Here is a 21,012-nt window from a genome sequence, read left to right on the forward strand (position 1 = left end):
GCGAGGGGAGTAGCCCGTTGCTTTACGGGGCAGTGTCGCCAGCATCAAGGTTGTGCGGCGCGCAGGCTTCGCTATCGCATTGCCTCATGACCGAACGTAGCGAAGAGAAGCACATGATACGTCGCAAGCTGGTGGCGGGAAACTGGAAGATGAACGGCGACCGGGCGGCGCTGGCCGAGCTGGACGCGATCGTCGCGGCGGCGGCGGCGCATTCGGCGGTCGAGGTCGCGGTAGCGGTGCCGTTCACGCTGATCGAGCGCGCGGCCGAGCGGGCGCCGACGCTGTCGATCGGGGCGCAGGACGTGCATGAGAACGAGAAGGGCGCCCACACCGGCTGCGTCTCCGCCGCGCAGGTGAAGGAAGCGGGCGCCCGCTTCGCCATCGTCGGCCACAGCGAGCGGCGCGGCGACCAGAACGAGACGAGCCACGACGCCTGGGCCAAGGCGGCGGCGGCGCACCGGCAGGGGCTGTCGGTGATCCTGTGCTGTGGCGAGACCGAGGCCGAGCGCGATGCCGGCCGCGCCGAACGCGTGGTGCAGGCGCAGGTCGAGAAGTCGCTGCCCGACGACGCCGACGGATCGTGGCTGACGCTCGCCTACGAACCGCGCTGGGCGATCGGGACGGGGCGGACGCCGACGCTGGACGAGATCGCGGCGATCCATGCGATCGCGCGTGCGAAGATGCGCCAGATGATCGGCGAGCGCGCCGATGGCGTGCGCATCCTCTACGGCGGGTCTGTCACCGGCGACAATGCGGCGCAGATCCTTGCCGTACCGGACGTCGATGGGGCGCTGGTCGGCGGCGCGAGCCTGACGTCTGCGAAGTTCGTGCCGATCATCGTGGCGGCGGCGGACGTCTGATCGGGAGCGCTCCGCCCCGTCGCACGTTGACGACGCTATGCAGGACGAAGGACATGCGCTGGTCGCCGCCGTGCGGATCGCGGCGGGATATCATGCGGTAAGCTGGGAGGCGCTGGTCCCCGACCGGTTCGTCGTCAATCTGGCGGCGGAGGCGGACGAGGAAGCGGCGTTCGAGGAACTGGCGACGGCGAAGCGCGCGCTGAGGGATCACATCTGCCAGGTTTACGGCGTGTCGATCCGCGAGCTGGCGAATCTGGCGACGGTGTAGGCTATCCTCCGAACCGGTCGCGCAGCATCCGCCACGACGCGCGCAGGGCATAGGCTTCGCCACCCTTCGGACGGGCGGGCTTGCCGACCGGGCGCCATGCGAACACGTCCATGTGCACCCACGGGATACTCTCGGGCACGAAGCGGCGCAGGAACAGCGCGGCGGTAATCGCCCCGGCGAAGCCGCCGTCGGGGGCGTTGACCATGTCGGCGATGTCGGACTTCAGCATGTCGTCATAGCCGTTCCACAGCGGCATCCGCCACAGCGGGTCGTGCTCGGCCTTGGCGGCGGCGAGCAGGTCGGCGACCAGCGCCTCGTCGTCGCCGAATGTCGGCGGCAGGTCCGGCCCCAGCGCGACGCGGGCGGCGCCGGTCAGCGTGGCGAAATCGAGGATCAGCGTGGGGGCGCCTTCGCCCGCCTTCGTCAGCGCATCGCCGAGGATCAGGCGCCCCTCCGCATCGGTATTGGTGTTCTCGACCGTCAGGCCTTTCCGCGATTGCAGCACGTCGCCGGGGCGGAAGGCGTTGCCGGCGATGGCGTTCTCGACCGCCGGGATCAGCAGGTGCAGGCGCACCGGCAGATGCGCCTGCATGACGAGGCGGGCGAGCGCCAAGGCGTGCGCCGCACCGCCCATGTCTTTCTTCATCAGGCGCATGCCCGACGACGGCTTGATATCGAGACCGCCCGAATCGAACACCACGCCCTTGCCGACGATGGCGATGCGCGGGTGGGCGGGATTGCCCCATTCGAGCTCGATCAGGCGCGGCTCGCGGCCCTTTGCGGCGGCTCGGCCGACCGCGTGGATCATGGGAAAGCCGCGTTCGAGCTCGCGGCCGCTCGTCACCGTGATGCTGGCGCCGTGCGCGTCGGCGAGGGTGCGGACGATGTCCTCCAGTTCCTGCGGGCCGAGGTCGGAGGCGGGCGTGTCGACGAGATCGCGGACGGTGGCGACGGCGGTGGCGATGCGGACGATGTCGTCGATGCGGCCGGGTTCGCCGGTCAGCAGCACGCGCGGACCCTGCGTGTCGGTGCTCTTGCGATAGCGGGTGAAGCGGTGCTGGCCGAGCAGCCAGCCGAGCATCGCCGCGCCGGGTTCGCCGCTGGCGAGGCGATAGCTGCCCTCGGGCAGCAGCTCGCCCTGCGACGCGATGCGCCACGGCGAGTCGGGCGCGTCGTCGCAGACCAGCAGCGCCGACCAGTCGTCGGCGGCGTCGCCGGGCAGGATCGCCTTGTTGCCCGGCTTGCCGGTCAGCTTGTGCGCGGCGACGGTGGCGCGGACGCGCGGCGGCTGGGCGGCGAGCCAGTCGCTCCAGCCATCGGGATGGACGACGTGGAGCGTGCGCGCGCTCTGGCCGCGATCGGGGGCGAGCAGGGCGGCGAAATCGGTGGTGGGGAGCATGGCGCGAGCAAAGCAGGGTGCCGCGCCTGGCGCAACCGTCAGCGGAAGGTGAGGCGCGATTGCCGGGGGCGCTGGTCCGCTCGCCCGCACATCGCCAGCGCGCGGTCGATCATCCACACCAGCCGGTCGCGCGCCGCCGCCAGCGGGGCGGGCGCGAGGCCGGTTTCCAGGGTTTCGAAGTTCAGATAGTCGCGGTCGTGGAGCACGGCATAGTTGCTGAGCGAGCCATCGGAATTGATGACGCGCTCCTGCACGACGTTCCAGTCGGCGCGGACCATCTGTGCGTGGCAGAAGGCGGCGGCGGGGGGCTGCGTCGCGCGATAGGTGGCGAAGGCGAGCGTGTCGTCGTCGTCGAACGGCCAAGCGCGCGACCGCGACGGCACCGGGGTGAGGACGGCATTGCAGAAGCGGATCGAGATGATGCCCTCGCCATTCGAGTCGCCCTCCGGCGGGCAGCGCGACAGCCGGCCCTCGTAGCCTGGCGCGTTGGTGTGGAGCGCGATGATCGGCCACGCACCGCGGTTGATCGCGCCCAGCACCGCGCCAGGATAGCGCGGCAGGCCGTCGTGGAAGTTGCGATTGGGATCGATCGAGCGCCCGAACGCGACCGCCTGATTGCGCCGCCCGCCGTCGCCATCGACCGCGATGATCGTACCGCCGTGACGCCGGATCGCGACCAGCGCGGCCTCGAACGCCGCATTCTCGTTATCGTGCGGCACGAACCATAGCGGCCCGCGCGGGCGGCGGGGGTCGCTGATGCGATAGAGGCGCCAGCGGGCGCGCTCCTCGGTGAAGGTGATGCGGTGGACGACGAGCCCGCGCCATGTGGCGGCGGAGCGGTGGCGGGCGAAGTCGTCGTCGGCGATGTTGAGCGGGTTCAGGCGGACGGTGACGACGGGGCCGGGGTCGTAGGCGCTCAGAAGAAAGGGTAGCAGTAGCGCCAAGCCTACCCGCCGTTCGTGCTGGGCCTGTCGAAGCACCGCTCTTCCTTCCTCTGTCAGGCCCGCGGCACGAAGAACGGCCCTTCGACAAGCTCAGGGCGAACGGGGTTCAGGCCTGTCCCACCGGCACCCCATACAGGTCATGCTCGTCGGCATCCTCGATCACGACCTTGGCGATATCGCCGACGTTCAGCATGCCGGCGTCGCGCAGGAAGACCTCGCCATCGATCTCCGGCGCGTCGGCCTGCGAGCGGCCGGTGGCGCCGCCGTCCTCGTCGACCGCATCGATGATGACGTCCAGCGTGCGACCGACCTTGGCGGCGAGCTTCGCGGCGCTGATCGCGGCGGTACGCTCCATGATGCGGGCGTAGCGTTCTTCCTTGACCTCTTCCGGCACCGGATCGGGCAGGACGTTCGCGGTCGCGCCCTCGACGGGTTCGAAGCGGAAGGCGCCGACGCGGTCGAGCTGTGCCTCGTCCAGCCAGTCGAGCAGATACTGGAAATCGGCCTCGGTCTCGCCGGGGAAGCCGACGACGAAGGTCGAGCGGATGGCGATGTCCGGGCAGATCTCTCGCCAGCCCTTGATGCGGGCGAGCACCTTCGCGTCGTTGGCGGGGCGCTTCATCGCGCGCAGCACCGAGGGGCTGGCGTGCTGGAACGGGATATCGAGATAGGGGAGGACGAGCCCGTCGGCCATCAGGGGGATGACCTGATCGACGTGCGGGTAGGGATAGACGTAGTGGAGGCGCACCCATGGTGCGATCTGGCCGAGTTCGCGGGCGAGGTCGGTCATGTGCGGGCGCACCTCGCGCCCCTTCCACATCCGGTCCTGCCCACGAATATCGATGCCGTAGGCGGAGGTATCCTGGCTGATGACCAGCAACTCGCGCGTGCCCGCCGCGACCAGCTTCTCCGCCTCGCGCAGGATCGCGTCGGGACGGCGGCTGACAAGGTCGCCGCGCAAGGACGGGATGATGCAGAAGGCGCAGCGGTGGTTGCAGCCCTCGGAAATCTTCAGATAGCTGTAATGGCGCGGCGTCAGTTTCAGCCCGGCGTCGGGAATCAGGTCGACATAGGGGCTAATCCCGGCGGGTGCGGCCTCGTGCACCGCCTCCACCACCTGCTCATATTCATGCGCACCGGTGATCGCGAGGACGTTCGGGAAGCGGGCGCGGATGACCTCCGCCTCCTTGCCCATGCAGCCCGTCACGATGACGCGGCCGTTTTCCTTGATCGCCTCGCCGATCGCGTCGAGCGATTCCTCCTTGGCGGAATCGAGGAAACCGCAGGTGTTGACCAGCACGACGTCGGCGCCGGCATAATCGGCGGACATCTGGTAACCGTCGGCGCGCAGCTGGGTCAGGATGCGTTCGCTGTCGACCAGATTCTTGGGACAGCCGAGCGACACCATGCCGACGCGCGGCGGGGAGGGGAGGACAGTAGCCATGGGATCGCCGCCACATAGGCGAAGCGGCGCGGTTTTTCTAGGACCGACCTAAGCAGACAGTCCCTTTGCCGCCGCCGCCCGGTCGGCAGGCGTCATCAGCGCCTCGATCCGCTGCACCGCCGCCGGGGCGTCGGTGTGGCCGAGCGCTGCGGCACGCTTCAGCCAGACCCATGCCTGCGGCAGGTCGCGCGGGCCGCCGCGGCCGTTGGCCTGGAGCGCGGCGAGATTGAACATGCCGTCGGGATCGCGGTCCTTCGCCGCCGCCTCGAACCATTTGCGGGCGGTGGCGTCGTCGCGGGGGAGCTGGCGGCCCTCGTGGAAATAGATGCCGAGCGCGACCTTGGCGGCGGGATAGCCGGCGATCGCGGCGGTCTTGTACAGCGAGAGTGCGCGGGTGGGATCGGCGGGCACGCCCTTGCCGTCGTCATAGGCGCGGGCGACCATGTAGAGCGCGCGGCCGTCGTTGTGGCGAGCGGCAGCCTTGTAGAACGCCACCGCCTGTTTGGGATCGGCGGGGACGGCATCTTCACCGGTTGAGAGGATATCGGCGAGTGCGACCTGAGCGGCGGGGACGTCGAGCTCGGCGGCCTTGCGATAATTGGCGACCGCTTTCCTGACGTCGCGCGGCACGCCGTCGCCGCGGAAGTAGACATCGCCCAGCGTCTTGTAGGCGACGACATGCCCGACGTCGGCCGCGCGGTCGTAGTAGCGGCAGGCCTGTTCCATGTCGCGTGGCACGCCGCTGAAACCCCGGCGATAGACGTTGGCGAGGATCACCGCCGCTTCACCGATCGCGGTGTTGCGATCAGGCGCGCGCGGATCGAAAATCGGCATATCGAGCACCGGATCGAACCGCAGCCCCGCCGCCTTCTTCAGCCACTTGATCCCCTCCGCCGGGTCGGACTGCGCGCCGAGGCCTTGCAGGTAGAGCTTGCCGACGAACAATGTCGCCTCATCGCCGCCATCTCGCGGCGGCAGCTTGTCGGCGGCCTTGCGGAACCATGTCAGCGCCTCCGCATAGCGACCCTGATCGAACAGCGCGAAGGCCATCGGCAGCGTGGTGTCGTTCGCGGCGATGGAGGCGCGGGCCTGGGCGAAATTGCGGTTGAGGCGGGTCAGCGGATTCGCCGCGCCGTTGTCGCCTGGTAACGGGACGTTGACGCCGCCGCCGCCCGCATAGAGCGTTCGGCACCCGGATACGGCCGCCTCGAGATCGGTCTGATTGGAACCGCTGGGGTCGCCGCCAAGGGCCGATTCGCCGGTGGCGATGGTGTCGGAGGATTCCACCACCCCGGTGCCCGGCGAATTCTGGAAGACCGGATCGACGACGCCGAAGCGGTTCTTCGGCAGGACGGGCAAGGGCGATCCAACCGGTACCTGCGGCGGGGCGGAATAGTCCGGGTTGCGGGGCGTCCGCGTCTGCATGAACAGGTTGAAGCCGCCGGATGCCAGCAACTGCTGCCGGGCGACGGGGTCACGCATCAGCGCTTCGCACGCGGCGGAGCGCGGCGCTTCGGCGGTCGGTCCACGGCGACCTTCGACGACGATCGTGGTGTTGGGCTGCGTGATCTGCGGCGTGGTCTGGGCGACCCCGGCCGTGGCGTTCGCCACTAACGCGGTCGTCAGGCCGATACGTGCCAGCGTAGTGCCCACCATGATCGTCTCCCCGGAGCCCGACCGGCTGTGCCATGTCGTTTCGGTAGCGATGTTCGATCAACCCACGTCACGGATCAAGCGCAAAGTCGCGGTCGTGCACACACGATCGCGCTATTTAAAGATGAACCAGGCTCCGCTCGCGATCAGCGCAAAGCCGATGCCGTGGTTCACGGTCAGCTTTTCGCCCAGATACAGTACTGAGAAGCCGGCGAAGACGCTGAGCGTGATGACTTCCTGCATCCCCTTCAGCTGCGCCGCCGAATAGACGCTGCTGCCCATGCGATTGGCCGGCACGGCGAGGCAATATTCGAAGAAGGCGATGCCCCAGCTGACCAGCACTGCGGCCCACAGCGGCGCGGACTTGTGCTTCAGATGCCCGTACCACGCGAAGGTCATGAAGACGTTCGACAGCAGCAGCATGGCGACGGGAGCGATGCGATCGGTCATGCGCGGGTGTCCACGATCTCGACGACGATGTCGCCGGCCCGAAGCGCGGCGGCTTGGGGTGCTTCATAGCCATAGGCGGTGCCGTCGCGGTAGAGGCGCAAGCCGAGGCCTGTGGCAATCGACGATAGTGGGCGACCGACTTCGTTCGCGGCGACCGGGCGCTCCGATAGCGCGACGCGCCCGCGGATCGAGGCGAGGTCGGTGAGATAGTCGGTGAGATGCGGCCCGGTGCAGGCGCCGGCGAGCAGGAGGCCGGCGAAGCTGACCGGGTTGATGACCGTCGTCGCGCCGGCAGCGCGGGCGGGCAGTTCGTTATCCTCGTTGCGCACGACGATGCTGATCGGCACGCCGGGCGCGAGGTGACGCGCGGTCAGCGTGATGAGGATCGAGGTGTCGTCGCGGCCTGCCGTGACGATGACCGCCGACGCGCGCTGGACGGCGGCGTCGCCCAGCGTCTGGTCGCGGGTCGCGTCACCCTCGAGCACGATGCAGCCGCACGCCGATGCCTGCGCCAGTGCCTCGGCCCGCGCATCGACGACGACGATGCTGCCCGCGTCGTGGCCGCGCGCGATGAGTTCGTCGACCGCTTCGCTGCCCGTCTCGCCATAGCCGGCGACGACGATATGGCCGGTGAGATTGCGTTGGATGAGAGCCATGCGCCACTTGTCCCAGGTACGCTTGAAGACGAAATCATAGGCGGTGCCGATGAAGATCAGCACCACGAACACGCGGATCGGCGTGACGATCAACGCATCGAACAGCCGCGCGCGGTCGCTGACCGGTGCGATGTCGCCATAGCCGGTGGTGGTGATCGAGATCATCGTGAAATAGACGACGTCGAGGAAGCTGACCGACCCGTCGTAATTGTCGCGCAGCCCGGTGCGGTCGTACCAGTGGACCGCGATCGCCAGACCGACGAGACCGAGGACGGCGACGACGCGCCAGCCGATCGACAGCCAGACCGGCAGCGTCGAGGCGCGCTTCAGCGTCCCGTGGCGGATACGGCTCAGGGCCATATGGCCGTCACGGGTAGGCGGCCGCCATCGCCGCGAGCGATTCACGGTGCGTCATGTCGAGGTGGAGCGGGGTGACGGTGACATAGCCCGCCTCGATCGCCTCCAAATCGGTGTCGGCGACGGGGGAGAAGGGCACGCGGCCCAGACCCATCCAGTAATAGTCGAAGCCACGCGGATCGCTCCGCTTGTCGAGGCGCAGGCGGCCATAGTCGCGCAGCCCTTGCGCCACCACCTTCACGCCGTGCACCGCATCGGCGGCGACGGGCGGGAAGTTGATGTTGACCAGCGTGCGCGGCGCCCAGTCCATGGCGATGAGCGGACGCAGCGCACGTTCGCCCCATCGTTCGGCAGCCTCGAAGCTGACGCGCTCGCCGGGTGCCGACAGGGCGTAGCGCTGGCTGAGCGCGATCGAGCGGATGCCGGCCAGCGCCCCCTCCATCGCGGCGGAGACGGTGCCGGAATAGCTGACGTCCTCGCCCAGATTGGCTCCGCGGTTCACGCCCGACAGGATCAGGTCGGGCTTCGCTTCCTTCATCACCTCGGCCAGCGCGAACATCACCGCATCGGTCGGCGTGCCGGTGACCGCCCAGCGCTTCTGACCGAAGCTGCGCAGGCGGACCGGGCGGGTGAGGGTGAGCGAGCGGCCCATGCCCGACTGCTCCTCGATCGGGGCGACGATGGTGATGTCGTCGCTGATCGTGCGGGCGATGGCTTCGAGCACCTTAAGGCCGTGGGCATGAATGCCGTCGTCGTTGGTGAGGAGGATGCGCATGACGGTCCTAAATCCTCCGCGTGCCGGGGAGGATCATGGACGCGGCTCCAACACATCCGTCCCCAGCCATGGCCGCAGCGCCTCCGGCACGGCGACGGCGCCGCCGGCCTGCTGATAGTTCTCGATCACCGCGACCAGCGTCCGTCCGACCGCGAGGCCGGAGCCGTTGAGCGTGTGGACGAAGCGCGTGCCCTTTTCGCCCGCGGGGCGATAGCGGGCGTTCATGCGGCGGGCCTGGAAATCGGTGCAGGTCGAGACGCTGGAGATCTCGCGGTAGCGCTGCTGGCCGGGTAGCCACACTTCGAGATCGTAGGTGCGCGCGGCGGAGAAGCCCATGTCGCCCGAGCACAGCTTCATGCGGCGGAAGGGCAGGCCGAGCCGGGTCAATATGTCCTCGGCGGCGGCGGTCATGCGTTCGTGCTCGGCCTCCGACGCGTCGGGGGTGACGATCGACACCATCTCCGCCTTTTCGAATTGGTGCTGGCGGATGAAGCCGCGCGTGTCGCGGCCCGCCGCGCCCGCCTCGGACCGGAAACAGGGGGTGAGCGCGGTGAAGCGCAGGGGGAGGGCGTCTTCGTGCAGAATGCTGTCGCGGACGATGTTGGTCAGCGACACCTCCGCCGTCGGGATCAGCCAGCGGCCGTCAGTGGTGCGGAAAAGATCGTCGGCGAACTTCGGCAGCTGGCCGGTGCCGAACATCGCCTCGTCGCGGACCAGCAGCGGCGGCACGACCTGTTCGAAGCCGTGATCGGCGGTCAGTGTCGCCAGCATGAACTGGCCGAGCGCCGAATGCAGCCGTGCCGCGTGGCCGCGCAGCAAGGTGAAGCGTGCGCCGGCAAGCTTCACGCCGGTATCGAAGTCCAGGCCCAGCGCCGGGCCGATGGCGTCATGCTCGGCCGCTTCGAAATCGAACATTGGCGGCGTGCCGCGTTCGTGGACGAGTTCGTTGTCGTCTTCGTCCTTGCCGGCGGGCACGTCGGCGAGCGGCAGGTTGGGGATGGTGGCGAGCACGTCGGACAGCTCGGCGTCGAGGCGCTTCTGCTCGGCCTCGAGCTGCGGCAGCTGTTCCTTCAGCGCGGCGACCTCCGCCATCAGGTCGGTCGGGTCGTCGCGGCGGGCCTTGGCCGCGCCGATCGCCTTCGACGCCTCGTTGCGGCGGGCGAGCGTCGCCTGCGCCTCGGTCACGACCGCGCGGCGGCGCTCGTCCTGCGCCAGCAACTCGGCGGAGCGCGCCGGCAGGCCGCGGCGGGCGAGGCCGGCATCGAACGCGTTCGGGTTTTCACGGATGAAGCGTATGTCATGCATGGCCGCGGCTATGACGCTCGCCCGCCCCCTCCGCAAGCGTGCGGAAACCGCTTCGCAACCCGCGCCGCCCGGCAGCGTTAGGGATGCGTAACAAGAGGAGAGATACATGCGGGTCCCGCACAACGCAGTCGTGATCGTCGCCGATGGTCGCAAGATGCTGTTCCTGAGGAACGAGGGCGACGGGCTGGCTCCCAATCTCAAGGTCGAGCACGCCCGCGAGCAGGATAATCCGAGCGATTCCGACCAGAAGACCGATTCCGCCGGACGCGCGGCGTCGACCCGCGGGGGCGGCGGCTTCGCGGCCGGCGGCGGCACGATGGGCGAGGTCGATTTCCATCAGCAGGAGGAAGATCGCTTCGCCGCCGACACCGCCGCGCTGCTGAAGACGCGCGCGCTGTCCAATGATTACGAAAAGCTGATCGTGATCGCGCCGCCCAAAACACTGGGCGAGTTGCGCAAGCATTACCACAAGGAGGTCACCGACCGGCTGGCGGGCGAACTCGCCAAGGATCTGACCGGACATCCGATCGCGGATATCGAGAAGGCGCTGGTCGCGGCGGATTGACGTCCCTGCGGACTATCGTTGCCAGTCATGAAAACGGCCCGGTATCCTTTGCGGATGCCGGGCCGTTCTCTTGCCCCCCACGGGTAGCTCTGTGTTCGTTGCGAGCAGAAGCGCAGACCGGCGTAGGGGGTGCAATGGCGTTAACCATGAAAACTGCGGTCGATGGCGGTTTTTCCGGAGGGTTGGATGAACGGGATGGGTTAACGTCCCGTTTGGATTGGGACTGTGACATTTCCAGCCACACCCCCGTCATTCCGCCTTCGCGAGAATGACGGTTGGGGTGAGAGCCTACTCCGTTTCCACCCGACCCCGCCGCGGCGGCGGGATCGTCGCCGCGTCCAGCGCTTCCGGAATCAGCGCCAAATTTTGGATCGCCGCCAAGCCCCATTGCGATGCAGCGTTGGTGGAGATGCCGGGCCATTCGACGCCACCGCCGGGCAGCGGGCGTCGCGGGTCGGGGCCGGTGCCGAGGCCCGCCCCGCCTTCGTAGAATTCGCTGGCCGCGCGCGCCGCCAGCGGCGCGTCACCAGTCATTTTCGCCGCATAGGCGGTCAGGCGCGAGTGACCCTCGCGCAGGTTGCGCGGGCCGAAGGGTTCGCCCCAGCGCGCGACGAACGCGTCTTTCGGCGCATTGTACCACCGGCAATAGTCGATCCACGCGGCGCGATAGCGGGGTACGTCGAGCAGGCGGAGCAGTTCGGCGTTGACCTCCACTGCGCCGAACACGGCGTTCAGGTGCGACAGCGAGCGTTTGTCGCCGGGATCGAGGAAGCGACCGCTCGCCAAATGATAGGGCGCGCTGCCGGTCAGCCAGCCGTTCTTCATGCGGCCGATGCTGTCCATGCCGGCGACGATGCGGTCGCGCCATTTGCGCTCGCCCGTTCGCTCCCATTCCGCCAGCCAGGCACCCGCCAGCACCGACCAGGTCGTGCCGAAACTCATCTCGATCGTGCCCTCCGGCGGGCGGGCGCGGGTGGCGTAGCCGGCGGTCTTGCGGCCGATCTCGACCGCGCCGAGCGCGTCCTGCGACGACGACAGCGCGCGCATCAGGTCACCGACGCGTTCGTCGCCGGTCAGGAAATAGAAGATGCGGCGATAGGCGACGTTGCTGACGCGCGGCTGCTTCGAACTGTCGCTGAAATGCTGGACGCCGTGGCGGGTGCCGAGTCCGGCGAAGCGGCCGAGATGGTAGACGTCGACCTCCCCGGTATGGCGGGTCATCGCCTCGGCGAGGCGGAACGCCTGCGGGTTGCGGCTGCGCAGCGCAGCGTACCAGAGCCACAGGTCGGGCGAGAGTTCGCTGTTCGCCCAGGCGAAGCCGCCGATGTCGTAGCGCCACTGGTGCCGGTCCGAGTCATAGCTGTGCATGACATCGCCGTGGTTCCAGAAGCCGTACCAGCCGCGACGATCGACCTCCCCGCTGTAGAAATCGACCAGCTGCGACAGGCGGTCCTCGATCCCCGCGCGGTGCGGCGTCGAGCGATCGGGCAGGCCCCAGTCGCCGAAGACCTGCGCCGCATGAAGCTGCGCCGGGTCCGCCATCAGCTGCGGCGGGGTGGCGGTGGCGCGGACGAGCGACTGGAGGCGCGGCGTTTCGGGCGTGGCATCGAACGCCCACAACATCAGCTCGCTGGTACGCGCGATGCCGCGCGCCTGATCCCAGCCGGGTTCGTAATCCTCATAGGTGATGTCGAGGCCCTGGTTCTGGGCGTCGAAGCTCTCCATCCCCATGGTACCGTGATAGGGGCGCAGGTCCATCGGCGGGGCCTGCGGCGACCAGAGCCAGGCGGTGAGCGATGCGCGATCGCTGTCGGCGCCGCGGATGTCGATCTGGGCGGGATGACGCTGCCAGAAATAGCGCGCGGCGATGGCGGCGCCGCCCTGCGGGCTGCCGACATAGGCGAGACCGGGGGCGCGGGCGCCCTCGGCGGAGTCGATCCAGCCGTGGCCGTCACCGGTGCGCTTCGTAAGGGTGAAGCCGTTCGCCGACAGCTGGGCGAGCGTGAAGTCGCCCCAGGCGGGGATGCGCTCCAGCAACTGGCCGACCGGCGCGCGCATCTGCGCGACCGGCGGCGTCGCGCGGCCGGCGATCTGCGCATCGCGGAAGGCTGCGCCGGGATCGCGGCGCAGGCCGGTCAGCGGGCGCACCGCCTCGACCAGCATCGTCTCCTCACCGGTGGCGATGCGGATGTGGCGGTCGTGCAGCGCGCCGCGCATCGGCACGCCGAGCGTGATGCCGAGGGCGAAGAGGAACAGCTCGCCCGGTTCGATGTCATAGACGAAGCTGTGGACGATGCGCAGGCCGTCCGAACCGGCGTGGGCGTAGAGCCGGACGGTGAAGGGCAGCAGCGCGCGGCCCGCGGCCTGATGTCGTCCCTCGATCTTCACGACCGCGCGAACCGGGCCGGTTTGCTCGATGGTGGCGCGGTCGATGACGCTGTCGAAGGGCAGGCGGTCGCCGTCGGGGCGGCCGACGCGGGCTTCACCGGTGAGCTTCGCGTCCTGCACGATGATCCGGTCGCCGCGTATCGCAGTGCGGATCAGCGCGCTGCCGCTGCGGCCGATCGTCCAGCGCAGCGCGCCGCTGGCGATCTCGATCGTGTCGGCGGTCTCGCGAACCGAGACAGAGGCGGGGTGCGATGCCGGGCGACCGGGGGCGAGCCGGATGGTTGCGGGGGCGGACTGGCCGGCTGGGAGGGCGTGGGCGGTCCATTTGATCGACCGGTCGGGCCAGTAGGCGGTGGTCCAGCTCTGCACGGGAATGCTCGCGCCGTCGGTACCGGTGGCGGCGAAGCGGGGCGTGCCGCGCACGCGACCCTGCGGCCAGGCCATGCCGAAGGTCTGACCCTCATGCGCGCCCGGTGGCGGGGTGCCGTCGATCCAGCCGATGTCGGCGGTGGCGGGCGTGGCAGCCTCGGACAGAGGCGAGCGCAGGAGGGCGGGCGCGGCGACGCCGGTTGCGAGGGCCGCGCGCATCAGGCCGCGGCGTGCGATCATCGTCGTCATGTCAGTGTCCCGTCGAGACGCCAGACGCGGAACCGCTCGATCCGCAAGTGGCTGAAGGTGGTGCGCAAGCCGAAGCGGCCGCGCGTGTAGGGGGCCGGATCGTCGAGCGCGAACATCTGCCGCCCGTCGCGCAATAGCGCGATGCGCGCGCCGTCGGCGATCAGGCGGATGCGGGTACGGCGATTGGGCTGCAACAGGTCGGCGGGCGCCGACAGGTCGTGGCGCGGCAGGAGCGGGCGATTGTCGCGCTGGCCGATGTAGCGGCGGAAGCGCGAGGTGGTGTTCCGGTTGCCGCCGATGCCGGCGTAATAGGTATTGAGCGTGTCGTAGTCGGCGAACGCGCCGCTGCGCGGGCGCGCGAGTACGTCGCCGCCGGGCGTCTGAGGGTCGGTCGCCATCCAGAAGCAGTTCACGTCGCTGACCTGATCGTTCGGTCCTCCGGCGGCGATGGGGGTCACGTCATAGTCGATCGCGATCGGCCCTTCGAGCACCGGGCGGAACCAGATTGTGGCGCCCCCCGGCACATCGATATCGAGCGTGCCGTTCGCCGCCGCGACGCGACCGCCGCGTTCGGTCTCCACCGCCCAGTGCGACAGGCCGGACGCGAAGTCGTCGCTATGCATCAGCCGGTCGCGCCCGCGCGGCAGCGCGCAGCCGGCGAGCAGGCCGATGCCGCCCGCCACGACGCTGCGGCGGGCGAGCGGGATCACTGTTCGCGGACCACGACGGATTTGGAGAAGCCGGACTTGCCACCGGCGGCGGCGCGGACGAGCACGGCTAGATCGCGCTCGCCGTTGCCCGCCGGCACCGCGATGGTGAGCGGGGCGGGGGCGGGATCGCTCTTGTCAGCGACTTTGCGACCGTCGAGCCAGATTTCGGCGGCACCGACGACATCGGTGAAGACGATCCGCCCCCCGCGCTGCTGCACGCGTGTCGGGGGGGCGAAGCGCAGATAATAGGCGTTCCACGCGCCCGCCGCATCCGGGCCGTCGAGGCGACCGGGGCGGCCCACCATCAGATTGTAGCGATCGTCGTTCGCGGGCGGTGCGGTCGGCGAGGGGCGTTCGGCGGTGAAGGGCGTCCGGCGCCACAGCGGCAACAGCATCTCCGGCCTAGCGGGAGCGACGAAGGCGCGCGGCTCTGCGGCGATGCGGTCGATGCTGAGGCTGGCGGGGCGAAGGCCCGGCGCGGTGGCGGTGAGACGCAGGCGGCCACGGCCGGGATCGGCGCGGACGATGACCTGCGCCAGACCGTTGAACAGCTTGCGCGCGGTCCCCTTTTCCGGATCGTGGTCGTTGGGGTTGCCGTTGCCCAGACCGATGATCTCGCCGTCGGTGATCGTGAAGTTCGCCGGCAGGTTGGCGGTGGGAACGTGACGGCCCTTGGCATCGATCGCATCGACCGTCACCGGCTGCGCATCCTCGCCGTCGCCGACCATCGTGCGACGATCGGGGGTGAGGCGCAGCGCGACGGCGGGGCCGGTCGTCTCGATCATGGTGCGCGCCAGCTCGCGCCCGCCGCGGAAGGCGATCGCCTCCAGCTTGCCGGGCGCATAGGGTATCTGGAACTCGGGCTGCTTCAGCCGATCGACCACCGCCTCGCCGACCTTGCGGCCGTTCAGCGTGAGTACGACGCGCTCGGCATTGGTCAGCGCGACGACGCGGATCGGCTGGCCCTCCTTGTCCGCCCAGTTCCAGTGCGGTTGCAGCGCGAGGACGGGGGCGTCGTCCACCCATTGCGCGCGATGCTGGTGGAAGGCGAGCTTGGGGAAGCCGCAGATGTCCATGATGCCGAACAGGCTGGACGTCGTCGGCCATTCGAACGGCGTCGGCTCGCCATGATAGTCGAAGCCGGTCCAGACGAACCCGCCGGCCAGGAACGGGCGCGTCGCGATGGCGCGCCAGCCGTCGGCATGCGTCGCGCCCCACGGCGCGCCGTGATCGTCATAGCTCGACAGGATATTGCGCGACTTGTCATCGGCCCATTCGCCGCGGATCTCGAACGCGCTGGTATCCTCCGAACTCGTCAGCGGCTTGTCCGGGTAGGCGGCGTGATATTTGTCGTATTGCGGGATCTGATAGTTGAAGCCGACGACATCGACCGCCTGGGATACGTTGACGGGTTCGAACATGCCGTTGTTCATCGCCGCAGTGACCGGGCGGCTCTTGTCGAGCGCCTTCACGGCGGCGGCCATGCGGCGCACCATCTGATAGCCCTGCGGGCTGCCCTGCATCGGTTCTTCGTTGAAGACCGACCACATGAAGACGCTGGGCCGGTTGCGGTCGCGGCGCACCAGCCACGTCAGCTGCTCCATGTAGTCGGGGCTGGGGTTGAACTGGCGGTTCTCGTCCATGACCAGCAGGCCGTGGCGATCGCAGGCGTCGAGCAGTTCGACCGGCGGCGCGTTGTGCGACATGCGGATCGCGTTCGACCCCATCGCCTTCAACCGCCGCACGCGCCAGTCCCACAGCGTATCGGGAATGGCGGTGCCGACGCCGGCATGGTCCTGATGGTTGCAGGTGCCCTTGATCTTGTAGGGCTTGCCGTTCAGCTCGAACCCGGTGCGACCGTCGAAGCGGAACCAGCGGAAGCCGATGGGAATGCGACGGGTGTCGTCGCCCAGCTTGACCACCAGCGTGTAGAGGTTCGGCGTTTCCGGCGACCAGAGTTGCGGGTTCGAAACAGGCAGAACGAGCGTCTCGGTCGCGGGGACGAGCGGCGTCGCCTTGCAATGGTTTATCGCCAGCATCGTGAGGCTGCGACCGTCGGGCCCTATCAGCTCCGCGCTCATGTCGACGAGCTTTTCCGTCTCGCCGATATTGTTGAACGTGACCGACACCGGCACGCTCCAGTTGCCATCCGCGGCGCGGACGGGGTCGCAGTGGACGCCATCGGTGACGATGTGGATGGGTTCGCGCACCGCCAGCCAGATGTGGCGATAGATGCCGGCGCCCTCGTACCACCAGCCCTCCATCGGATCGGCATCGACCCTGATTGCGACTGTGTTCAGCTGATCCCCGAAGCGGGCATAGGGGGTCAGATCGACCTGGATGCCGTTATAGCCGCTCCAGTTGCGATCGACGATCGTACCGTTGATCCAGATCGTCGCATGCGTCGCGATGGCGCCGAAATCGATCTCCAGCAGCTTGCCCTGCAGCGCGGGGTCGAGCCGGATCGTGCGGCGATACCAGCCGACGCCGCGCTTGCGATATCCCTGCGCAACGTTGGCGGTGCGATCGACCGGCGCCTCGATCGCCCAGTCGTGGGGCAGATCGACCTCGCGCCAGTCGCTGTCGTCGTAGCTGATCGCGGCGGCACCGTGGGACATGCCCGCCTTGGCGTTCTCGTAGCTCGCCTCATGCCCCGAGATGACCGGCATCGGGATGTCGCCGAGATGGAAGCGCCAGCCGCGGTCGAGCAGCAGGCGGCCGGGCTCCTGCGGGGCGGGGCGGGGGGCCACGCCGTCCAGCGGCGGGGGCATCGGCAGGTCCCAGGCCGCCTTCGGCGCGGCGAAGGCGGCGGGCGCCTCGATCGCGGGGATCAGCGCGGCGACCGATGTGGTGCCGAGGAAGGTGCGACGGTCCATGGGGCTTCGGGTCCTCAAGGCTTGGGGCCGGCGACGGGGTTGTTGCCCCACAGTTGGTCGTACCGCCAGCCCGACAGGTTCTCGACGATCTCGGCGGCTTCGGGGGACGTGGGCGTGGTGCCGCCGGCGCGCAGATGATCGATCTCCGCCATCAGCACGCCATGCGTGCGGGCATTGAGGCGGAAGCGCCACGACGCGAGCAGCCCGGCGAGCATCACCAGCATCGGCCCGAACACGAGCAGCCAAGTGATCGTCGTTATCGCCTGCGGTGTCTGCGACATCGCCTCGATCGGCGCGCCCTTCGGCGGGGAGACGTAGCCGCCCAGATCGATCACCCAGCCGGTGAAGATGATCGCGATCGACTGGGCGAGCTTGCGCACCAGCGTCATCACGCCGGCGAAGATGCCCTCGCGCCGCTGCGACGTCACCGCCTCGTCCACGTCGGGCAAATAGTTGTAGACCGACCAGGGCACGAAGTTGAGCGTGCCGCGGCCGAGCCCGGCAAGCACGATCGGCACGAACAGCCAGAAGATCAGCACCGGGCTGAACGCCGGCGACGCGGGATTGAGCGCCGACAGGATGTTGCCATCGAGCGCGCCCAGATCGGCGACGAAGCCGGCCGGGCGGTAGTAGTAGAAGGCGAGGAACAGCAGGAGTCCTGCGCCGAAGAAGCTGATCGCGATGCGGTAGGCGACGACCGGCCCGGTGCGGATGACGATGTTGATGGCGATCAGCACCGAGATGAGCTGCGCCACGTACATCGTCGTCAGCAACTGCGAGATGATGAGCGTCGCGCCCATCATTACCGTCACGACGAAGATCGGGAAGGCGGTGTTGAAGATGTCCTGCGAGATATAGCCGCCGAGATAGATCGACAGATGCTGGCGGAACGCGCGGATGCGCAGCGTCGAGAACAGGTCGCGGAACATCGTCGCCGGGATCAGCAGCGCCGCCTTCATGTCGAAGGGCTTGGGCTGAATCAGCTTCTCGGCCTCCGTATACGGCCGCTCCCAGGTGAAGATCACCACCAGCAGCACGACCAGGCTGAAGATCGCGCCGAAGATCGCGGCCATGATGAAGAAGGTGTCGGGCGAATCCTTGCCGCCCAGCTGGCTGATGATGAGCGTCGGCAGGTAGGAGGCGAGGATCGCCGAGCTCTGCGCGACGAGCATGCGCGCGCCGGCAAACTTCGCCTTCTCGCGGTAATCGTTGGTCATCTCCGCGGCGAGCGTCTCCCACGGGATCAGGAACATCGTGTAGACGAATTCGAAGAAGATGAAGGTCAGCAGATAATAGGTAAAGCTGTGCCCGGCGATGAAGATCAGCGCGAAGCTGGGCAGCAGCGGAATGGTGACGAGCAGGAAGATCTTGCGCCGTCCGACCTTCCGCCCGATCCAGGTGTGTCGCAGATTGTCGGAGACATAGCCGATCAGCGGGCAGGTGATCGCCTCCAGCAGGCGCGGCAGGCCGAGGATCAGGCCCGCTTCGGCCGCGGACATGCCGCAGAACGTCGTGAAGAAGTAGAGCAGCCAGCCGGTGATGACCGCCTGCGCGCCCGCGCCCAGCATGTCGCCCGAGCCCCAGCCCCAGTAATTGTACCAGCGCGGCTGACGGCGCGCAGGCGCGCCGGCGACTGGGGCAGTGGTAGCCAAGTGATATCCTCCCCGACAAAGACAGGCTCGGCCTGTTCTTTACTCCATATTCTGAACGGCTATCATGATATGTGGAACTAACACAAGTCGCGCAGGAGTGGATCATGGCAAGGATGGCATATGTCGGGGCAGCGGTCGCCGCCCTTTTGACGACCGGTGCGGCCGTCGCGCAGCCCGCGCGCGAATGGGTCGATCCCGCGACCGGCCACCGCGTCGTCCGCGTCAGCCGGGAGGCGGGTTCGGTCAACCTCTACTTCCACCAGAACAGCTATCTGCCGCAGGGCGACAAGATGGTCTTCACCGGCCCCGGCGGCATCATGATCGCCGACCTGAAGACGTGGGACGTGAAGCCGCTGGTGACGACGAAAGGCGCGGTGCTGCTCTTCACGGGCCACAAGACGCGCAACGTCTATTTCGCCAGCCGCGGGCGCGACGATTCGGGCAAGCCGTTCGACGTGATGGCGGCGGACGCCGACACCGGGCGGGTGCGCAAGGTGGCGACGGTGCCGGGCGGGTGGATCGGATCGATCAACGCGGACGAGACGCTGTTGCTGGGGCAGGTCGCGACGGCGGTCGTGCCGCTGCGCCCCGATGGCACGCTGGCGCGCGGCAACGGCGAGGAGAATACGCCGGGCGTGAACGACTATCGCGCCAACTGGCCCGACGGCCGCCCGATGCCCTATGCCGATGCCAAGGAAACGCACATGAACCGCCGGCTGGACGCCGGCGTGCCGATGGAGATCTTCACGATCGACCTCCGCACCGGCGCGCGGCGCGTCGTGACCGCGTCGAAGGACTGGCTGAACCATGTCCAGTTCTCCCCCACCGACCCGCAAGCGATCATGTACTGCCACGAGGGCCCCTGGCACCGCGTCGACCGCATCTGGACGATCCGCGCGGACGGATCGGGCAAGACTTTGGTCCACACGCGCACGATGAACATGGAGATCACCGGCCACGAGTTCTGGTCGCCCGATGGCAAGACGATCTGGTACGATCTGCAGACGCCGCGCGGACAGGTGTTCTGGGTGGCGGGCTATGAGCTGGGGACGGGCAAGCGCACCCAGTACAATCTCGACCGCAACCAGTGGTCGGTCCACTACAACCTGACGCCCGACGGCAAGCGCTTCTCGGGGGACGGGGCGGATGCCGAGATGGTCGCGAAGGGCGCGGACGCGAAATATCTCTACCTGTTCACGCCGCAGGGCGTGCCGGACGTGGCGGGCATCCGCGCCGACAATGCCGACCGCCTGATCGTGCCGGGCACCTTTGCGACCGAGAAACTGGTCGACATGCGCAAGCAGGATTACCGGATGGAGCCGAACATGACCTTCACCCCCGATGGCAAATGGGCGGTGTTCCGCGGCAATTTCGAGGGCGCGGCGCATGTCTATGCGGTGGAGGTGTCAAAGGCGCGATAGCGCCGTTCGTCAAAGGTCGTAGTTGAAGCTGATCGAGATGCGGTCGTTGACGGCACGGTTCGTCGGCACCTCGTGGCGCAGCCAGCTTTCCCACAGCAGCAGGCTGCCGCGCACCGGCGCGATCGCCATATGCGGGCGGCGGTCGAGCCTGGCGTTGGGGCTGCGCATGGGGGCGTGCATCATCTGCACGTGTCGCGGATCCTCGAACTGCAGCGCGCCCGATCCTTCGGGAACGGCGATGTAGATCGTGCCGGAGATGACGCTGTGCGGATGGATGTGTCCGCCATGCGCGCCGCCGGGGCGCAGGACGTTCACCCAGCTGCGAATCATGCGCAGCGGCTTGCCGCGCAGGTCCATCTCCAGCAGCCGCGCATAGATGGCGGCGTGGACATCAAGCAGCGTCTTGAGATCGGCGAAGGCCGGGTCGAGCGAGGTCAGCTCGTCCGCCGTGTCGTAGGAGGTGTAGCCGAGATACCCCTGCCGCTCACTCCACGCCTGTCCCGGCGCATCGTCGCGGGCGAGTGTACGGCAGGCCGTGTCCAGCCGGGCGATCAGCGGGTCGAGCGGGGTGCCGGCGAAGCCGGTCTGATAGACCTCCGTCACGAACAGCGTCGCGAGCGATGCCGGGGACGGGATCAGAGATGGGTCGACGGACTGCATGTGATGACGCC

The 21,012-nt window shown here is 68.4% G+C and carries 17 protein-coding genes; 4 read left to right on the plus strand and 13 right to left on the minus strand.

Annotated features, from left to right (window positions below; genetic code table 11):
• The first annotated feature begins 113 nt into the window (after nucleotides 1-113).
• Both tpiA and ACX40P_RS11425 read left to right on the plus strand, forming a co-directional pair.
• Nucleotides 114-860 carry a triose-phosphate isomerase gene (gene tpiA / locus ACX40P_RS11420; protein ID WP_459126457.1) on the plus strand — a complete coding sequence of 249 codons (747 nt, stop codon included), beginning with the start codon at nucleotides 114-116 and terminating at the stop codon, nucleotides 858-860.
• A 37-nt stretch (nucleotides 861-897) separates the two neighbouring features.
• The gene (locus tag ACX40P_RS11425; RefSeq protein WP_459126458.1) at nucleotides 898-1,128 is read left to right on the plus strand and encodes a hypothetical protein; all 231 of its coding nucleotides are present in this window, start codon (nucleotides 898-900) and stop codon (nucleotides 1,126-1,128) included.
• A gap of 1 nt (nucleotide 1,129) precedes the next feature.
• Here ACX40P_RS11425 and ACX40P_RS11430 read toward each other — a convergent pair whose 3' ends face one another.
• The 8 genes from ACX40P_RS11430 to serS all read right to left on the minus strand — a co-directional run bounded on the left by ACX40P_RS11430 (nucleotide 1,130) and on the right by serS (nucleotide 10,111).
• Nucleotides 1,130-2,527: a leucyl aminopeptidase family protein gene (locus tag ACX40P_RS11430; protein ID WP_459126459.1), complete on the minus strand. Its 1,398-nt coding sequence runs from the start codon at nucleotides 2,525-2,527 to the stop codon at nucleotides 1,130-1,132.
• Between the two features lie 38 nt (nucleotides 2,528-2,565).
• Nucleotides 2,566-3,471 (minus strand): hypothetical protein, encoded by a 906-nt coding sequence (locus ACX40P_RS11435; protein ID WP_459126460.1) that lies wholly within the window; start codon nucleotides 3,469-3,471, stop codon nucleotides 2,566-2,568.
• A 106-nt stretch (nucleotides 3,472-3,577) separates the two neighbouring features.
• Nucleotides 3,578-4,915: a 30S ribosomal protein S12 methylthiotransferase RimO gene (rimO, locus tag ACX40P_RS11440; protein ID WP_459126461.1), complete on the minus strand. Its 1,338-nt coding sequence runs from the start codon at nucleotides 4,913-4,915 to the stop codon at nucleotides 3,578-3,580.
• 48 nt (nucleotides 4,916-4,963) lie between these two features.
• On the minus strand, nucleotides 4,964-6,571 hold the full coding sequence (locus ACX40P_RS11445) for an SEL1-like repeat protein (protein WP_459126462.1): 1,608 nt from the start codon (nucleotides 6,569-6,571) through the stop codon (nucleotides 4,964-4,966).
• Between the two features lie 111 nt (nucleotides 6,572-6,682).
• Nucleotides 6,683-7,018: a DMT family protein gene (locus ACX40P_RS11450; RefSeq protein WP_459126463.1), complete on the minus strand. Its 336-nt coding sequence runs from the start codon at nucleotides 7,016-7,018 to the stop codon at nucleotides 6,683-6,685.
• The gene (locus ACX40P_RS11455) at nucleotides 7,015-8,034 is read right to left on the minus strand and encodes a potassium channel family protein (protein ID WP_459126464.1); all 1,020 of its coding nucleotides are present in this window, start codon (nucleotides 8,032-8,034) and stop codon (nucleotides 7,015-7,017) included. Before ACX40P_RS11455 ends, ACX40P_RS11450 begins: the two co-directional genes overlap by 4 nt.
• A 7-nt stretch (nucleotides 8,035-8,041) precedes the next feature.
• Nucleotides 8,042-8,806 carry a 5'/3'-nucleotidase SurE gene (gene surE / locus ACX40P_RS11460; RefSeq protein ID WP_459126465.1) on the minus strand — a complete coding sequence of 255 codons (765 nt, stop codon included), beginning with the start codon at nucleotides 8,804-8,806 and terminating at the stop codon, nucleotides 8,042-8,044.
• A 33-nt stretch (nucleotides 8,807-8,839) separates the two neighbouring features.
• Complete coding sequence (gene serS / locus ACX40P_RS11465; protein ID WP_459126466.1) at nucleotides 8,840-10,111, minus strand: serine--tRNA ligase; 1,272 nt, start codon at nucleotides 10,109-10,111, stop codon at nucleotides 8,840-8,842.
• A 106-nt stretch (nucleotides 10,112-10,217) separates the two neighbouring features.
• Between serS and ACX40P_RS11470 the strand changes: the two genes are divergently transcribed.
• Nucleotides 10,218-10,676, plus strand: a complete 459-nt coding sequence (locus ACX40P_RS11470) for a host attachment family protein (RefSeq protein ID WP_459126467.1) — start codon at nucleotides 10,218-10,220, stop codon at nucleotides 10,674-10,676.
• A 288-nt stretch (nucleotides 10,677-10,964) separates the two neighbouring features.
• Here ACX40P_RS11470 and ACX40P_RS11475 read toward each other — a convergent pair whose 3' ends face one another.
• From ACX40P_RS11475 to ACX40P_RS11490, 4 genes are read right to left on the minus strand one after another with little or no spacing between them, the layout of a single operon-like run.
• The gene (locus ACX40P_RS11475; protein WP_459126468.1) at nucleotides 10,965-13,682 is read right to left on the minus strand and encodes an exo-rhamnogalacturonan lyase family protein; all 2,718 of its coding nucleotides are present in this window, start codon (nucleotides 13,680-13,682) and stop codon (nucleotides 10,965-10,967) included.
• Nucleotides 13,679-14,392 carry a DUF6250 domain-containing protein gene (locus tag ACX40P_RS11480; RefSeq protein WP_459126469.1) on the minus strand — a complete coding sequence of 238 codons (714 nt, stop codon included), beginning with the start codon at nucleotides 14,390-14,392 and terminating at the stop codon, nucleotides 13,679-13,681. Before ACX40P_RS11480 ends, ACX40P_RS11475 begins: the two co-directional genes overlap by 4 nt.
• Nucleotides 14,389-17,268, minus strand: a complete 2,880-nt coding sequence (gene galA, locus ACX40P_RS11485) for a beta-galactosidase GalA (protein WP_459126470.1) — start codon at nucleotides 17,266-17,268, stop codon at nucleotides 14,389-14,391. Before galA ends, ACX40P_RS11480 begins: the two co-directional genes overlap by 4 nt.
• A 14-nt stretch (nucleotides 17,269-17,282) precedes the next feature.
• Nucleotides 17,283-18,920: an MFS transporter gene (locus ACX40P_RS11490; RefSeq protein WP_459126471.1), complete on the minus strand. Its 1,638-nt coding sequence runs from the start codon at nucleotides 18,918-18,920 to the stop codon at nucleotides 17,283-17,285.
• 104 nt (nucleotides 18,921-19,024) lie between these two features.
• Here ACX40P_RS11490 and ACX40P_RS11495 point away from each other — a divergent pair, with 104 nt between their 5' ends.
• Nucleotides 19,025-20,341 (plus strand): oligogalacturonate lyase family protein, encoded by a 1,317-nt coding sequence (locus tag ACX40P_RS11495; protein ID WP_459126472.1) that lies wholly within the window; start codon nucleotides 19,025-19,027, stop codon nucleotides 20,339-20,341.
• A 9-nt stretch (nucleotides 20,342-20,350) separates the two neighbouring features.
• On the opposite strand, the gene ACX40P_RS11500 is transcribed toward ACX40P_RS11495, so the two are convergent.
• On the minus strand, nucleotides 20,351-21,001 hold the full coding sequence (locus ACX40P_RS11500) for a TIGR02466 family protein (protein ID WP_459126473.1): 651 nt from the start codon (nucleotides 20,999-21,001) through the stop codon (nucleotides 20,351-20,353).
• Between the last annotated feature and the right edge of the window lie 11 nt (nucleotides 21,002-21,012).

Source organism: Sphingomonas sp. RS2018 (assembly GCF_054489605.1).

Bases quoted from the DNA above. Each gene is read 5' to 3' on its own strand.
- ACX40P_RS11500 (WP_459126473.1), bottom strand. From the start codon at position 21,001: ATGCAGTCCGTCGACCCATCTCTGATCCCGTCCCCGGCATCGCTCGCG.
- rimO (WP_459126461.1), bottom strand. From the start codon at position 4,915: ATGGCTACTGTCCTCCCCTCCCCGCCGCGCGTCGGCATGGTGTCGCTC.
- ACX40P_RS11495 (WP_459126472.1), top strand. From the start codon at position 19,025: ATGGCAAGGATGGCATATGTCGGGGCAGCGGTCGCCGCCCTTTTGACG.
- ACX40P_RS11425 (WP_459126458.1), top strand. From the start codon at position 898: ATGCAGGACGAAGGACATGCGCTGGTCGCCGCCGTGCGGATCGCGGCG.
- ACX40P_RS11445 (WP_459126462.1), bottom strand. From the start codon at position 6,571: ATGGTGGGCACTACGCTGGCACGTATCGGCCTGACGACCGCGTTAGTG.
- ACX40P_RS11430 (WP_459126459.1), bottom strand. From the start codon at position 2,527: ATGCTCCCCACCACCGATTTCGCCGCCCTGCTCGCCCCCGATCGCGGC.
- ACX40P_RS11455 (WP_459126464.1), bottom strand. From the start codon at position 8,034: ATGGCCCTGAGCCGTATCCGCCACGGGACGCTGAAGCGCGCCTCGACG.
- tpiA (WP_459126457.1), top strand. From the start codon at position 114: ATGATACGTCGCAAGCTGGTGGCGGGAAACTGGAAGATGAACGGCGAC.
- ACX40P_RS11450 (WP_459126463.1), bottom strand. From the start codon at position 7,018: ATGACCGATCGCATCGCTCCCGTCGCCATGCTGCTGCTGTCGAACGTC.
- galA (WP_459126470.1), bottom strand. From the start codon at position 17,268: ATGGACCGTCGCACCTTCCTCGGCACCACATCGGTCGCCGCGCTGATC.
- surE (WP_459126465.1), bottom strand. From the start codon at position 8,806: ATGCGCATCCTCCTCACCAACGACGACGGCATTCATGCCCACGGCCTT.
- serS (WP_459126466.1), bottom strand. From the start codon at position 10,111: ATGCATGACATACGCTTCATCCGTGAAAACCCGAACGCGTTCGATGCC.
- ACX40P_RS11470 (WP_459126467.1), top strand. From the start codon at position 10,218: ATGCGGGTCCCGCACAACGCAGTCGTGATCGTCGCCGATGGTCGCAAG.
- ACX40P_RS11475 (WP_459126468.1), bottom strand. From the start codon at position 13,682: ATGACGACGATGATCGCACGCCGCGGCCTGATGCGCGCGGCCCTCGCA.